The following is a 14,030-nucleotide window of genomic DNA, read 5'->3' as shown; positions in this document are numbered from 1 at the left end:
GAGGCAGGCGTACTGTGGGCGCGCTCACCTGCTCTGCGAATATGGAGCACGACGGCAACGCAGCCGTGACCTCCGCGCACCCTCGCGGCAGGCGCGGTTGAGCGCCGGCGCTCCCGATCCGGGTTCGGCCAGAACCCGGATCACGCCGTGCGGCAACCCCCACCGGGGCTAGGCGCGGCCGCCAGGAACCGGTCCGGCAGCAGCCGGGCAGGCGCACGAGTTGCGCGGCCGGGTGACCCCCCGGTGCCGACGCAGACACGACAGGGAGAGACCGATGGCAAAGGGCGACCCCGGGGGCACCACCCGCAGCAGGCGGGCTGCACCCCGCTCCAGGAAGGGCGCGGCCGGCGACCCCGCGCTGGTGCAGCTCCTCACCCCCGAAGGCGAACGGATCGACAGCGCCACCGGGCCGGACGGCACCGAGTACCGCGTCGACTTCACCGACGAGGAATACCGCGGTCTCTACCGCGACCTGGTGCTGGTCCGGAAGCTGGACGCCGAGGCGACCGCTCTCCAGCGCCAGGGCGAGCTGGGCCTCTGGGCCAGCCTGCTCGGCCAGGAAGCCGCCCAGGTCGGCTCCGGGCGGGCGCTGCGTACCCAGGACATGGCCTTCCCGACCTACCGGGAGCACGGCGTCCTCTACTGCCGGGGCATCGACCCGATCATGCCGCTCGGCCTGTTCCGCGGCGTCGACCAGGGCGGCTGGGACCCGAACGAGTTCAAGTTCAACATGTACACGATCGTCATCGGGGCGCAGACACTGCACGCGACCGGCTACGCGATGGGGATCACCATCGACGGCAAGACCGGCACCGACGACGGCGAGGCGGCGATCGCCTACTTCGGCGACGGCGCCACCAGCCAGGGCGACGTGAACGAGGCGTTCGTCTGGGCCAGCGTGTTCAACGCGCCGCTGGTCTTCTTCTGCCAGAACAACCAGTACGCGATCTCCGAGCCGCTGGAGCGGCAGACCCGTGTCCCGCTCTACCAGCGGGCCGCCGGCTTCGGGTTCCCCGGCGTACGGGTGGACGGCAACGACGTGCTCGCCACGTACGCGGTCACCCGCACCGCGCTGGACAACGCCCGCCTCGGGCAGGGCCCGAGCCTGATCGAGGCGTACACCTACCGGATGGGCGCGCACACCACCTCCGACGACCCGACCCGCTACCGCATCGCCAGCGAGGTCGAGGCGTGGCAGGCGAAGGACCCGATCGCCCGGGTCAAGGCCTTCCTGGAGAAGCAGCAGATCGCCGACGCGGGCTTCTTCGCCGAGGTCGACGAGCAGGCCCGCCGCGAGTCGGTGCACCTGCGCGAGCGGGTGCTCGAAATGCCGGACCCGGAGCCGGTGACGATGTTCGACAACGTCTACCCCAACGGGTCTCCGCTGCTCGACGAGCAGCGCGCGAAGTTCAGCCGCTACATGGAGTCGTTCGAGGGGAGCGCGCACTGATGGCCACGGAGACGCTCACCATCGGCAAGGCCCTCAACACCGGTCTGCGCCGCGCCCTGGAGAACGACAGCAAGGTCGTCATCATGGGCGAGGACGTCGGCAAGCTCGGCGGCGTCTTCCGGATCACCGACGGTCTGCAGAAGGACTTCGGCGACCAGCGGGTGATCGACACCCCGTTGGCCGAGTCCGGCATCATCGGCACCGCTGTCGGTCTGGCCATCCGCGGCTACCGGCCGGTCTGCGAGATCCAGTTCGACGGCTTCGTCTACCCCGCGTACGACCAGATCGTGTCGCAGGTGGCGAAGATGCACTACCGCTCGGGCGGCCGGCTCAGCATCCCCATGGTGATCCGGATTCCGTTCGGCGGCGGCATCGGCGCTGTCGAGCACCACTCCGAGTCGCCGGAGGCGTACTTCGCGCACACCGCCGGCCTGAAGGTGGTGACCTGCGCCAACCCGCAGGACGCGTACGTGATGATCCAGCAGGCCATCGCCTCGGACGACCCGATCGTCTTCCTGGAGCCCAAGCGGCGTTACTGGGAGAAGGGCCAGGTCGACCTGGACGCGCCGCTGTCCGACGCGTACCCCCTGCACTCGGCCCGGGTCGTGCGGCCCGGCACCGACGTCACCGTGCTGGCCTACGGCCCGATGGTGCGGACCTGCCTTGATGCGGCGACCGCCGCCGCCGAGGACGGCCGGGAGCTGGAGGTCATCGACCTGCGCTCGCTCTCGCCGCTGGACCTGACCGCGGCGTACGAGTCGGTGAAGCGCACCGGCCGTGCGGTCGTGGTGCACGAGGCGCCGTCCAACATCGGCCTCGGCGCCGAGTTGGCCGCCCGGATCACCGAGGAGTGCTTCTACTCCCTGGAGTCGCCGGTGCTGCGGGTGACCGGCTTCGACACCCCCTACCCGGCCGCCCGGGTGGAGGAGGAGTACCTGCCCGACCTCGATCGGGTGCTCGACGCCGTCGACCGCACCTTCGGCTGGTGAGCGACATGTCCCGGATCAAGACGTTCAACCTGCCCGACCTGGGCGAAGGGCTGACCGAGGGCGAGATCCTGGCCTGGCTGGTCAAGGTCGGCGACACCATCGAGCTGAATCAGCCGATCGTCGAGGTGGAGACGGCGAAGGCGGCGGTGGAGATCCCGGCGAAGTGGGCCGGCCAGGTCCAGGCGATCCACCACCCGGAGGGCACCACTGTCGAGGTCGGTACGCCGATCATCGCGATCGACACCGACCCGGGCGCCGGGCCGCTGGACGCGCCGTCGACCACGGCCACGCCCAGCGGTGACCTGCCCACCCCGTCGGCGGCCTCGCTGGCGGCGGTGGAGGTGGCACCGGCCGAGGGCATGATCGAGCCCGGCCTGATCGGCGGTGCGGCCCCGGGTGGGCGGACGGCGGTGCTTGTCGGCTACGGCCCGCGTACCACCGCCGCGAAGCGTCGCCCCCGCAAGGGCGCGGTCCCGGCGCAGGCCGTGACGGCGCCCGCCGCCCCCGCTGGGGTCGATCAAGGAGTTGTGGTGGGTGACAAAACAGTCGCGACCCCCACGGTTCCGGCACCACAAGTCCATGATCGACGCGGTGAGGCGGTGGCGAGCCGTGGGGCGACCGGCGGGGTGCTGGCCAAGCCGCCGGTGCGCAAGCTCGCCAAGGATCTCGGGGTCGACCTCGCCACGTTGACCGGGTCGGGGCCGCTCGGCTCGATCACCCGGGAGGACGTGCAGCAGGCGGCGAGCGGCGCGAGCGTGGTGGTCGCCGAGCCGATCGTGGCCACGACCGCGCCCAGCTTCGGCGCGGACCGGGAGCAACGCATCCCGGTCAAGGGCGTCCGCAAGCTGACCGCCGAGAACATGTCCCGCTCGGCGTTCACCGCCCCGCACGTGACGGAGTTCCTGACCGTCGACGTGACCCGGGCGATGAAGGCCCTGGACCGGCTGCGCGGCCGACGGGAGTGGCGCGACGTACGGGTCTCGCCGCTGCTGCTGGTGGCGAAGGCGGTGCTGCTGGCGGTGCAACGGCACCCGATGGTCAACTCGACCTGGGCTGGCGACGAGATCGTGGTCAAGGAGTACGTCAACCTCGGCATCGCGGCGGCCACCGAGCGCGGTCTGATCGTGCCCAACGTCAAGGACGCCGGCCGACTCTCGCTGCGGGAGTTGGCGGACGCGCTGACCGACCTGGTGCAGACGGCGAAGTCCGGCCGCACCTCGCCGGCTGCCATGTCCGGCGGCACCCTGACCATCACCAACGTCGGCGTGTTCGGGGTGGACACCGGCACACCGATCCTGCCGCCGGGAGAGTCCGCGATCCTGGCCTTCGGCGCGGTGCGGGAGATGCCCTGGGTGCACAAGGGCAAGGTCAAGGTTCGCCAGGTCACCACGCTGGGGCTGAGCTTCGACCACCGGATCATCGATGGTGAGCTGGGCTCGAAGTTCCTGCGGGACATCGGCGACTTCCTCACGGATCCGGAGGCGGCGCTGCTCGCCTGGACCTGATCGTTTCGAACGCCAGCCACGGCCGGTGTGCCACGGGTTAACGCCCGGCACACCGGCCGTGTCCGTTGGGCGACGAAACCGTCGGCCGGATGGCCTGTTGACCTTTGATTGTTAGGCAGGTGTCTCAGCTCACCTAATAATCGATGGAATTTCCTCGGCTTCTCCTGTTGAATAGATGCATCAGGGGCTGACAACCGAATAGCTAGGGGGACCCACCAATGAGCATGATCGAGCGAATCCGCAACCACCGCGACGCGACCCGCCGCGCCCGTGCCATCGAGCACGCGCTGCGCTCGGCGAACTCGCCGGCGGTTCGCGAGGAAATCCTCGTCATCGCCCAGCGTCACATGAGCTGACGCTCCACTACATTCCTCACCCTCCTCCAGATCGATGGCCCACCCGGCCCACCGGGTGGGCCATCGGCGTTTCCCAACCACCACCACCGGGATTCCGCCCTGCCGCAGCGCCCGGTACGGTGGGCTTCGGTCGCCGCCCGCCGACCCGGCAGAGGCCGAGCCGACAGAACTGCTCGACATCAACCGGCAACGGTGAGTGACGGCCAGTGCTCCTTGGACGTGTCGTGCCACCACCCGATACCGTGCGGGGAGCCGGCACAGCGGTACGCCGGTGACGGCGGCAGCCGCGCCGAGGAGACCGATCGGCACCGGCGAGCCGACATGTGATGGAGGAGGCGCACCCATGACGTCCGAGGGCCCGCACCGACCCGGCCAAGAGCCGGACGAGGTGTCACCGGGCGCCGGCGGACCGGCGCCGTACGGCGACCGCCCGGCGCAGCCGGACAACGGCCAGAACGCCGCCGGCCCCGACCTGGGCTGGGCGCCCCCGCCCCCGACGCGGCCAAACCCGTCGGCGCCGGCATGGGCGACCCAGTCCGAGCAGCCCACAGCCCCCGCCTGGGGTGCCGCCGCTGCGCAGCCCAACGACCCGGCGCAGCCCGCCTGGGCCGCCGGTGGTGGCGCGAGCGAGCCGCCGCAGCAGCAGCCCGCCGGGTGGTCCGGCAACGACGGCGCGCAGGCTCCGGCACAGCCCGACCCCTGGGCCGCGCAGCAGCAGGGCTGGACCCCCGCCGAGCAGGGCGCACAGGCACCGACCTGGACCCCGAACGCCCCCGCCGAGCAGCCGGACTGGGTGCAGGCCCAACCAGCCGCACGGGGCGCCGCGCAGGTTCCGCCGGCCACCGCCGCCTGGCCCGCCCAGGAGGACCCGGCCAACGGCTGGGGCGGCGCGGCGCAGGCCAACCCGCCCGCAGCTGACTGGCGGGCGACCGAATCTCCGCAAGCCGACGCGCCGCAGGCCGCCGGCTGGTCCGGCGGTGCCCAGCAGGACCAGGCCACCGGCAACGGCGGCTGGCCCGCCGGCGGCGCCGCCCGCGACGACCAGCCGGTGTGGACGCCGGCGGAGCAGTCGCCACCGACCTGGGGCCAGCCCGCCGAAGCGACCGAGCAGCCCGCCCCCGGCTGGGGTCAGGCCGCTCAGCCGAGCCCGGCCCGTGGCGCCGCCCAGGTCCCGGCCCCGACGACGAACTGGCCAGCGCAGGACGATCCGGCCAACTCCGGCGGGTGGGCCGCGCAGCAGCAGCAGGCGCAGCCCGCACAGTGGAACGACGGCGGCGACGCACGTCAGGACCAGCCTGCGCAGCCGGCCGCCTGGGGCGAGGCCGAGGGCCGTCCGCAGCAGCCCGACTGGGTGCTCTCCCAACCGGAGCAGCCGACCGAGCGGCCGGAGCAGGCAGGGTGGACCCCGGCGGAGCCGAGCAACCTCCCCGCCCGGGCCAGCGCCAGCGTGCCCACCAGCGGCGGCGCGCCCAACTGGGCCGCCGGCCCGGACAACGCCGCCCAGGGCAACTCCGGCGGCGTGCCGGCGGCCGAGCCGTGGGCCCCCGGTGAGGTGTGGGGTCGCGCGGAGGCCGAGGCTTCCGCCCAGTCCCGTGGAGGCTGGGAGGCGGACCGGGGCGACGAGGCACCGGCCTACCAGCCCGGGCCCGCGCCGGGCATCTCGCCGGCGAACGCGGTGCCGCTGCCTCCGCAGGAGCAGCGCGTCCCCGGCGCCAGCCTGGCTGCCGCCCCGCCGTCCGACTACGCGCCCCAGGCCCAGTTCGCTCCGATCCCCGAGCAGCCCGCCTACGCCGAGCGGGAGACCCCGGACGCCCCCGCGCAGTACGGTGGCCGCCCCGAGGACGTCTCCGCGAGCGGCGCTGTGGTGCCCGCCCCGCGTACCTCCCCGGAGTCCGGAGCGGGCCGCGCGGTCGTACCGGTGGCGGACGCCGAGTCGGCAGCTGGCGCAGCGGCCCGGGCCACGGCGAGCGCTTCGGTGCCGCTGGCCAGCCGGGTCATGCCCCCGACCGACCAGGCCATCCGTCCGACCGGCACGGCCAACCCGCAACCTCGGGTGTACGGCCGTCCGGCACGACCGGAGCCGGAGGCCGAGCCGGAGCCGGAGGCGTTCCAGGGCGACTCGGGCACCGACCGCCAGGGTGCTCCGGAGTGGCAGAACGACGCGCCCCGGCAGGCCACGCCCGACTGGCAGCACGAGGGGCAGCGGCAGATCGCTCCCGACTGGCAGAACGACGCGCAGCGGCAGCAGTCCGCACCCGACTGGCAGAACGACGCGCAGCGGCAGGCTGGGCCCGGCTGGGGCGGCGAGTCCCCGGCCGATCCGCGCTTCGACGACCGGCAGCCCGCACCGAACGCGTTCAACGAGGCCCCGTCCGCGCCGCCGGCGTTCCCGCCGGGTGTGCCGTCCTTCGTCGACGCCCCGGGCAACAACAGGCCGATGAACGGCACCCGCCCGCACTCCGGTGCCGAGCCGCCGGCGGACCAGTTCGGCGGCCCCGGGGCGCCTGCCGCCGGCACCGCGAACGCAACGGCGACCTTCGGTGCGCCGAACTTCGGTGGCCCGGGCTCGGGCGCGCCGGGCTTCGGCGGGCCGGCGACCGAACCAGTGCCGAGCGGGGGCTTCCCGCCGTCGTTCCCGCCACCGACGCAGCCCGCGCCGTCCTGGGGCCAGGAGGCCGGCCAGAAGGACCAGGGCCGATTCGACGCGTTCAAGCCGGACGCCGACGAACCGAAGGTGGAGCCACCGACGCCGAAGGTCCGCAACGGCCGGGTGCTGGCCGCGGTGCTGATCGCCGCGATGCTCATCCTGGCGGTGCCGCTCGGCCTGCTGCTGCTGCTCGGCAAGGTCGGCGGAGACGACACGCCGTCCTTCGACCCGGCGGTCGGCACCTGCGTGAAGCAGTCCGGGCAGGGCGGCGCCTCGGCGGCGGACTGCGGCGAGGCGGGCGCGTTCACGATCGTCTCGAAGGTGGACGCCAAGGAGAAGTGCACCGACACGACGCAGCCCCACGTGGTGCTGCCGGGTGAGGGCACCAACCGGGTGCTCTGCCTGAAGCCGGCCACGAAGTAGCTGCACCGACGGCGGGGTCACGGGCAACCGTGACCCCGCCGTCGTCGTACCCACAGGTGGTACCGAATCTCGCCCCCTCCGGCCGGACGCGGGCCGATGGTCAGGCACGATGGGTGCATGAGCGCACGAGTACGGGCTCCCGAACTGCGCGGTCGGGGCTGGCTGAACACCGGTGGACGCGACCTCAAGCTCGCCGACCTTCGCGGCAAGATCATAATCGCGGATTTTTGGACGTTCTGCTGCATCAACTGCCTGCACGTGCTCGACGAGCTGCGCCCGCTGGAGGAGAAGTACGGCGACGTGCTCGTCGTGATCGGCGTGCACTCGCCGAAGTTCGAGCACGAGAAGGACGCCGACGCGCTCGCCGCCGCGGTGGAGCGGTACGGGGTGCACCACCCCGTACTCGACGATCCTGAGCTGGACATGTGGCAGCAGTACGCGGCCCGGGCCTGGCCGACCCTGTCGGTGATCGACCCCGAGGGTTACGTGGTGGCCACCATGGCCGGCGAGGGGCATGCCGAGGGGCTGGCCCGACTGATCGACGAGTTGATCGCCACTCACGAGGCCAAGGGCACCCTGCACCGGGGGAACGGCCCGTACGTCCCGCCGCCGGCACCGGAGACCGCGCTGCGCTTCCCGGGTAAGGCGGTGCAGCTGCCCAACGGCAACCTGCTGGTCTCGGACTCGGCCCGGCACTCACTGGTCGAGATCGACCCGGACGGCGAGACGCCGGTGCGTCGGATCGGCTCGGGCGAGCGCGGCCGGGCGGACGGGCCGGCCGCCGCGGCGACGTTCTCCGAGCCGCAGGGTGTGTGTCTGCTGCCCACGCACGTCGCCGAGGTGGCCGGCTACGACCTGGTGGTGGCCGACACTGTCAACCATCTGCTGCGCGGCGTTCGGCTGGAGTCCGGCGAGGTGGTCACGGTGGCCGGCAGTGGGCGGCAGTGGCGCGCCGAGGTCGACGACCACGCCCATGACGCGTTCGCCGTCGACCTGTCCTCCCCGTGGGACCTGGCCTGGTACGACGACAAGCTGATCATCGCGATGGCCGGGATCCACCAGCTCTGGTGGTTCGACCCGATCAAGCGGACCGCCGGCATGTACGCCGGCACCACGGTGGAGGCGTTGCGCGACGGCCCGCTGGCCGAGGCGTGGATGGCCCAGCCGTCGGGGCTCTCGACCTCCGCCGACGGCACCCGACTCTGGGTGGCCGACAGCGAGACCAGTTCCGTCCGGTTCGTCGAGAACGGTGTGCTGAGCACCGCCGTCGGGCAGGGCCTGTTCGACTTCGGGCACGTGGACGGTCCGGCGGAGTCGGCGCTGCTCCAGCATCCGCTGGGCGTGTGCGCGCTGCCGGACGGCTCGGTGCTGATCGCGGACACGTACAACGGCGCGGTGCGCCGCTTCGACCCGGCCAGCAACCAGGTCTCCACCGTCGCCGACGGGTTGGCGGAACCGAGCGACCTGGTGCTCACCCCGTCCGGTGAGGTGCTGGTGGTGGAGTCCGCCGCGCACCGGTTGACCCGGCTCGCCCCCGGTGCCCTGTCGGCGGCGGGTGCCAGCACTGTGGACGGGCCTCGGCACCGCACCGAGCGCAAGCCGACCGACGTCGCCGCGGGCGAGGTCACCCTGGACATCGTCTTCACCCCGGCGCCGGGGCAGAAGCTTGACGAGACGTACGGGCCGTCGACCCGGCTGGTGGTCTCCGCGTCCCCGCCGGAGCTGCTGGTGGACGGTGCCGGCACGGGCACCGAGCTGTCCCGCCGGCTGGTGCTCAACGGCGAGGTCACCGCGGGCGTGCTCCAGGTGACAGCGCAGGCGGCGACCTGTGACGCGGACGTCGAGCACGCGGCGTGCCACCTGACCCGGCAGGACTGGGGAGTACCGGTCCGGGTGGTCGACGGCGCGGTGACCCGGCTGCCGCTGGTGCTTCGCGGCCTGGACGCCTGACCTGATCGGAGGGGCCCGGCGGGCCCCTCCGATCAGGCGAAGGGGGCCAGTGTGATGTCGGCGTCGATCAGGGTGGCGCGGACGAGTTCGGCGGCGGAGACCGCGCCCGGGGTGTCGCCGTGCACGCAGATCGAGTCGACCGAGCACGGGATGACGGTGCCGTCGACCGCCACCACGCTGCGTTCGGTGGCCATCCGCGCCGCCCGTTCGGCGACCTGCTCGGGGTCGGTGATCACCGCGCCGGGGGTGCCGCGCGGCACCAGCGCCCCGTTGGGCAGGTAGGCGCGGTCGGCGAACGCCTCGGCAACCACCGGCAGGCCCGCGCCCACTGCGAGTTGGGCGAGCGTCGAGCCGGGAAGGCAGAGTACGGGCAACTCGGCGTCGTAACCGCTGACGGCGGCGACCACGGCCGCCGCCTGGGACTCGTCGGTGCTGGCCGCGTGGTAGAGCGCGCCGTGCGGCTTGAGGTAGCGGACCCGGGTGCGGAACAACCGGCAGAACGCGTCCAGCGCCCCCAACTGGTAGGTCACCTCGTCGCGTAGCTCGGCGAAGTCGTACGCGATGTGCCGCCGGCCGAAGCCGGCCAGGTCCCGGTAGCCGACCTGCGCGCCCACCGCGACCCCCCGTCGCGCGGCGCCCTCGACGACCCGCCGCATGGTGGACGGGTCGCCGCCGTGGAAGCCGCAGGCGACGTTGGCGGAGGTGACGAGGCTCAGCAGCGCCTCGTCGTCACCGAGTCGCCAGATGCCGAATCCCTCGCCCAGGTCAGCGTTGAGGTCCATGGAATCTGACGGTAGTACCTGGCCGGGCCTGCGCGAGCGGGGTCACGTCGGTGACCACCCCGATGACTGGGTATCCACCGGTGGTCGGATGGTCCGCGAGGAAGATCAGGGGTTGCCCGTCCGCCGGCACCTGCACCGCGCCGAGCACGATGCCCTCGCTGGGGAGTTCGCCGGCGACCGCGCGGTGCAGCGCCGCGCCGGCGAGCCGCGCGCCGACCCGGTTGCTCACCGGGCTGATGGTGTACGCGCTGCCGAAGAGCCTGTCGAACGCTGTTGGCGTGAACCAGTCCTCGCGAGGACCGGGGCCCAGCGTCAGGTGCAGCTCTTCAGGCGGCGTGGGGCACACGGTCAGGTCCACCGGTGCGGGGGTGCCGACCTGATCACCGACCGGCAGCAGGTCGCCGTCCCGCAACGGAGGTGGGCCGAGCCCGGAGAGGGTGTCGGTGGCCCGGCTACCGAGCACTGGTGACACCTCGATGCCGCCCGCCACCGCCAGCCAACTCCGTACGCCCCGCCGGGCAGGACCGATCCGCAGCACCGTTCCGGCCGGCACGCTGAGTGGGCGCCCGGTGTCACCGGGCCGGACACCCGCCTGGACGGGGACCTCGGCGCCGGTGACCGCCACCGTGGCGGCCCGGGTCAGCCGTAGGGTGCAGCCGGTCAGGGTGATCTCCAGGCCGGCCGCGTGCTCCGGATTGCCGACCAGCCGGTTGGCCAACCGCAGGGCAGCCGGGTCGAGGGCGCCGGACCGGGGCACCCCCAGGTGCGCCCAGCCGGGCCGGCCCAGGTCCTGCACTGTGGTGAGCGCACCGGCGCGGAGCACCTCGATGGCGGCCGGGTGGGTCACGCCGCCACCATCCGCACCTTGGTGCCCGGGCCGAGTCGGGTCGGCGGGTCGGCTGCCACGTCGAACAGCACCAGGTCGGTCCGACCGACCAGCAGCCAGCCGCCCGGGGAAGCGCCCGGGTAGATGCCGGCGTACGGGCCGGCCAACGCGACCGAGCCGGCCGGCACCCGGGGACGGGGCGTGGCCAGCCGGGGCAGCGCCAACTCGGCGGGCAGCCCGGTCAGGTAGGGGAATCCGGGGGCGAATCCGCAGAAGGCGACCTGGAACCGGGTGCTGGTCAACCGGTGTCGCACTGCCGGCACGTCCACGCCCCAGTGTTCCGCCACCGCCGGCAGGTCCGGCCCGTCGAAGGTGACAGGCACCAACACGTCCGCCGCGTCGTCGGCTCCGTCTTCGGCTGTGGCGTTGTGGTCTTGATCTTGGGTGTCGGCATTGGCTGTGGCGTGGGCGTTGGCGTCGACGTCGGCGTGGGCGTGGGCTGCGGCGTGGGCGTCGGCCTGGTTGGAGCGGGTGGTCGCGGCGGTGACGGCGGCCGCCCATCGGGTCAGCTGCTCGGCCGTTGTGGTCGGGTCGGGCAGGCCGTCGAGCAGCACGGTCCGGGCCGCTGGCACGATCTCCACGGCGATCAGGTCGCCCCGCTCCCGGCGCCGCCACAGCTCGGCCCGCCACGCTTCGACGAACGCGGCCTCAGGGACGTCGGCTACGGCCTCGGGGGTGTCGGTGAGGACGGTGCAGTCGAGTAGCAGGGCGTGCGCCCCGACGGGTCGGATCCGCATCCGCTCATCCTCGCCGATGTCGTGCCGATCCGGTGTTCACGTTGACGGTGCCGGGTGTCACCAACGCCACTACTTACAAGTAACCTACGGTGCCGTAACCTGACTGGGTGACCACCTCCGCCCCGCTTCGCCTGAAGCCGGTCGACATCGGTAAGCCCCGGATGCGCGGCTGGCTGCACACGTACGCCTTCTTCGTCGCAGTGGTCTGCGGCATCGTGCTCTGCTCGATCGCCGCGACCCGGCCGGGGTGGGCACCGCTGGTGAGCTGCCTCATCTACAGCCTGACGGTCTGCGGGCTCTTCGGCACGAGCGCGCTGTACCACCGTCGTGTGTGGTCAGAGCGCGGCTACCAGGTGATGCGCCGGATGGACCACTGCATGATCTTCGTGTTCATCGCCGGCACGTACACACCGCTCTGCGCGATGCTGCTCGCGCCCCGGCCGGCCACCGTGATGCTGGCCCTGGTCTGGGGCGGCGCGCTGGCCGGCGTGGCGATCAAGGTGGTCTGGCCGCACGCGCCGCGCTGGGTGTCCGCGCCGCTCTACCTGGCGCTGGGCTGGGTGGCGGTGGCCATGCTGCCGGAGATCCTGCACGGGGGCGGCGTCGCCGCATTGGTGCTGCTGATCGTCGGTGGCGCGATCTACAGCGTCGGCGCGGTCTTCTACGCGTTGCGCCGACCCAATCCGTGGCCGACCGTCTTCGGCCACCACGAGTTCTTCCACGCCTGCACGCTGCTGGCGGCGCTCTGTCATCACATCGCGATCTACTTCGCGCTGTTCGCCTGACCCAGCAGTCCGGGGCGCACGGGCGCGGCCCACACCCGTCCATGCCGACGCTCCATGATCGTGCTCGATCCAGGATGTAGTGGCCTCGTTCGCCCCCGAGAGCCCTGTTTCCTGGATCGAGCACGATCATCGGGATCGCTGCTCCCGAGATCGGGCACCCACCTCAAGATCCGCGAGGGCGCGCGGCACCGAGGCCCGGCCCGGACGCAAGCCGGGGCCCCGCGACGCTGCGGGACCCCGGAGTGTGTGGGCGAGGATCAGACCGGCCGGCCCGGCCGACGCACCTCGCGGTACTCCTGCACGACCTGGTCGTTCTGGACCGGAACGACCCGGTCGGCCACCACGCGCTCCTCGCGCACCGGCGCGGCGACCACCGCGCGGCGGCGGTTGCTCCAGAAGTAGAGGGTGGCGAGCAGGCCGGCGACACCGGCGAGCATCAGCACCCAGCCGACGACTGACAGGTCCAGCCAGCCCAGGTCGGCTTCCACTGCGAACGCGAAGATCGCGCCTAGCGCGATCAAGAAGATGCTGCCACCAATGCCCATGTCTCGCTCCTCGGCTCTAACCTGGCGTACGTCGCGCCGCGGCCGTCGGTAGGGGTGCGGCATCCATCGACTTACCCAGGCACGGAGATCGCCAATCGGGCAAGCTGGGGGCATGACGGACGCCGACCCCGACACACGGACTCTGGTGTTGCTGCGGCACGCGAAGGCCGAGCAGGGCAGCGACGCGGCGGACGACGCGGAACGGCCGCTGAGCGCACGCGGGAACGCCGACGCGGCTGCGGCTGGGGCGTGGTTGGCGCACCAGGGGCTGCTGCCCGACGTGGTGATCTGCTCGACGGCCCGACGCACCCGGCAGACCTGGCACGGGGTGGCGATGGGGATGACCGGTTCACCGCCGGAGGGTGGCCCGACCGGTCCTCGCCCGACCGTCCGTTATGAGCCGGGTGCGTACGACGCGCATCCCGAGGAGTTGTTGTCGCTGGTCCGCACTGTGGATCCGGCGGCCCGCACGGCGTTGCTCATTGCCCACAATCCGGGCATCTCCCTGCTCTCCGCGTTCCTCGATCCCGAGGGAGTGGGCGACGAGGGTTTGCGCACCGCCGAGTTGGCGGTGCACCGCTGCCCACCCGGCTGGGTGGAGTTGAGCAGGGCGGGAGCGCCGCTCGCGGCTCGACACACCGCACGCGACTGAGCCACCCGCCGATCCGACGGGTGGCTCAGGGGTACGCGTTGCGCGGGGATCAGGACGGCGGCGCTGTTGGTGGCGGCGGGTCCGGCGGCGGCGGCATCATCGCCGTCGGATGAGACAGCCGGTTCTCCTCCACGATGAGGGTTCGAGCCCGCTTGCGCCGGTCCTGCCAGAACCAGACAGTGGTCAGCAGTACGGCCAGCCCGGCCAGGATGAACACCCAGCCGACAGCGCGTACGTCGATCCACCAGACGTTGGCTCTCAGCGCGAAGGTCAGGATCGCGCCGATCGCGATGAGAAAAATTCCGCTTCCTACACCCATGTGC

The 14,030-nt window shown here is 72.5% G+C and carries 13 protein-coding genes; 8 read left to right on the top strand and 5 right to left on the bottom strand.

What is annotated here, in order from left to right; genetic code table 11:
- Positions 1–274: 274 nt before the first annotated feature.
- The 6 genes from pdhA (at position 275) to MED01_RS18095 (ending at position 9,320) form a co-directional block, all read left to right on the top strand.
- Entirely contained in the window at positions 275–1,450 is a 1,176-nt protein-coding gene (gene pdhA, locus MED01_RS18120; RefSeq protein ID WP_238669744.1) for a pyruvate dehydrogenase (acetyl-transferring) E1 component subunit alpha, read from the top strand.
- Entirely contained in the window at positions 1,450–2,439 is a 990-nt protein-coding gene (locus MED01_RS18115) for an alpha-ketoacid dehydrogenase subunit beta (protein ID WP_238669743.1), read from the top strand. Before pdhA ends, MED01_RS18115 begins: the two co-directional genes overlap by 1 nt.
- Positions 2,436–3,944, top strand: a complete 1,509-nt coding sequence (locus tag MED01_RS18110; protein WP_238669742.1) for a dihydrolipoamide acetyltransferase family protein — start codon at positions 2,436–2,438, stop codon at positions 3,942–3,944. Before MED01_RS18115 ends, MED01_RS18110 begins: the two co-directional genes overlap by 4 nt.
- A 218-nt stretch (positions 3,945–4,162) precedes the next feature.
- Positions 4,163–4,300, top strand: coding sequence for a hypothetical protein (locus MED01_RS18105; RefSeq protein WP_165435866.1), 138 nt, complete (start codon positions 4,163–4,165; stop codon positions 4,298–4,300).
- A gap of 343 nt (positions 4,301–4,643) precedes the next feature.
- Positions 4,644–7,370 carry an LppU/SCO3897 family protein gene (locus tag MED01_RS18100; protein WP_238669741.1) on the top strand — a complete coding sequence of 909 codons (2,727 nt, stop codon included), beginning with the start codon at positions 4,644–4,646 and terminating at the stop codon, positions 7,368–7,370.
- 117 nt (positions 7,371–7,487) lie between these two features.
- Positions 7,488–9,320 carry an NHL domain-containing thioredoxin family protein gene (locus tag MED01_RS18095; RefSeq protein WP_238669740.1) on the top strand — a complete coding sequence of 611 codons (1,833 nt, stop codon included), beginning with the start codon at positions 7,488–7,490 and terminating at the stop codon, positions 9,318–9,320.
- 32 nt (positions 9,321–9,352) lie between these two features.
- Here MED01_RS18095 and MED01_RS18090 read toward each other — a convergent pair whose 3' ends face one another.
- Genes MED01_RS18090 through MED01_RS18080 form a run of 3 tightly spaced genes read right to left on the bottom strand, consistent with a single transcriptional unit; the run spans position 9,353 to position 11,725 of the window.
- A complete protein-coding gene (locus MED01_RS18090; RefSeq protein ID WP_238669739.1) occupies positions 9,353–10,102 on the bottom strand; it encodes a LamB/YcsF family protein in 750 nt (249 codons plus the stop codon).
- Complete coding sequence (locus MED01_RS18085; RefSeq protein ID WP_372493674.1) at positions 10,086–11,048, bottom strand: 5-oxoprolinase subunit C family protein; 963 nt, start codon at positions 11,046–11,048, stop codon at positions 10,086–10,088. Before MED01_RS18085 ends, MED01_RS18090 begins: the two co-directional genes overlap by 17 nt.
- On the bottom strand, positions 10,946–11,725 hold the full coding sequence (locus MED01_RS18080) for a 5-oxoprolinase subunit B family protein (RefSeq protein WP_238669737.1): 780 nt from the start codon (positions 11,723–11,725) through the stop codon (positions 10,946–10,948). The genes MED01_RS18085 and MED01_RS18080 overlap by 103 nt, the downstream gene beginning before the upstream one ends.
- 107 nt (positions 11,726–11,832) lie before the next feature.
- Between MED01_RS18080 and trhA the strand changes: the two genes are divergently transcribed.
- Positions 11,833–12,510: a PAQR family membrane homeostasis protein TrhA gene (gene trhA / locus MED01_RS18075; protein WP_238669736.1), complete on the top strand. Its 678-nt coding sequence runs from the start codon at positions 11,833–11,835 to the stop codon at positions 12,508–12,510.
- A 257-nt stretch (positions 12,511–12,767) separates the two neighbouring features.
- Here trhA and MED01_RS18070 read toward each other — a convergent pair whose 3' ends face one another.
- Positions 12,768–13,055: a DUF6458 family protein gene (locus MED01_RS18070; protein ID WP_238669735.1), complete on the bottom strand. Its 288-nt coding sequence runs from the start codon at positions 13,053–13,055 to the stop codon at positions 12,768–12,770.
- A 112-nt stretch (positions 13,056–13,167) separates the two neighbouring features.
- Between MED01_RS18070 and MED01_RS18065 the strand changes: the two genes are divergently transcribed.
- Positions 13,168–13,707 carry a SixA phosphatase family protein gene (locus MED01_RS18065; protein WP_238669734.1) on the top strand — a complete coding sequence of 180 codons (540 nt, stop codon included), beginning with the start codon at positions 13,168–13,170 and terminating at the stop codon, positions 13,705–13,707.
- A gap of 49 nt (positions 13,708–13,756) precedes the next feature.
- Here MED01_RS18065 and MED01_RS18060 read toward each other — a convergent pair whose 3' ends face one another.
- Positions 13,757–14,026 carry a DUF6458 family protein gene (locus MED01_RS18060; protein ID WP_030487564.1) on the bottom strand — a complete coding sequence of 90 codons (270 nt, stop codon included), beginning with the start codon at positions 14,024–14,026 and terminating at the stop codon, positions 13,757–13,759.
- Positions 14,027–14,030 lie beyond the last annotated feature (4 nt).

This window comes from Micromonospora alfalfae (assembly GCF_022230925.1).
In the GTDB taxonomy this organism is placed as follows: Bacteria; Actinomycetota; Actinomycetes; order Mycobacteriales; family Micromonosporaceae; genus Micromonospora; species Micromonospora alfalfae.
This window is presented reverse-complemented; position numbering and strand designations above follow the sequence as displayed.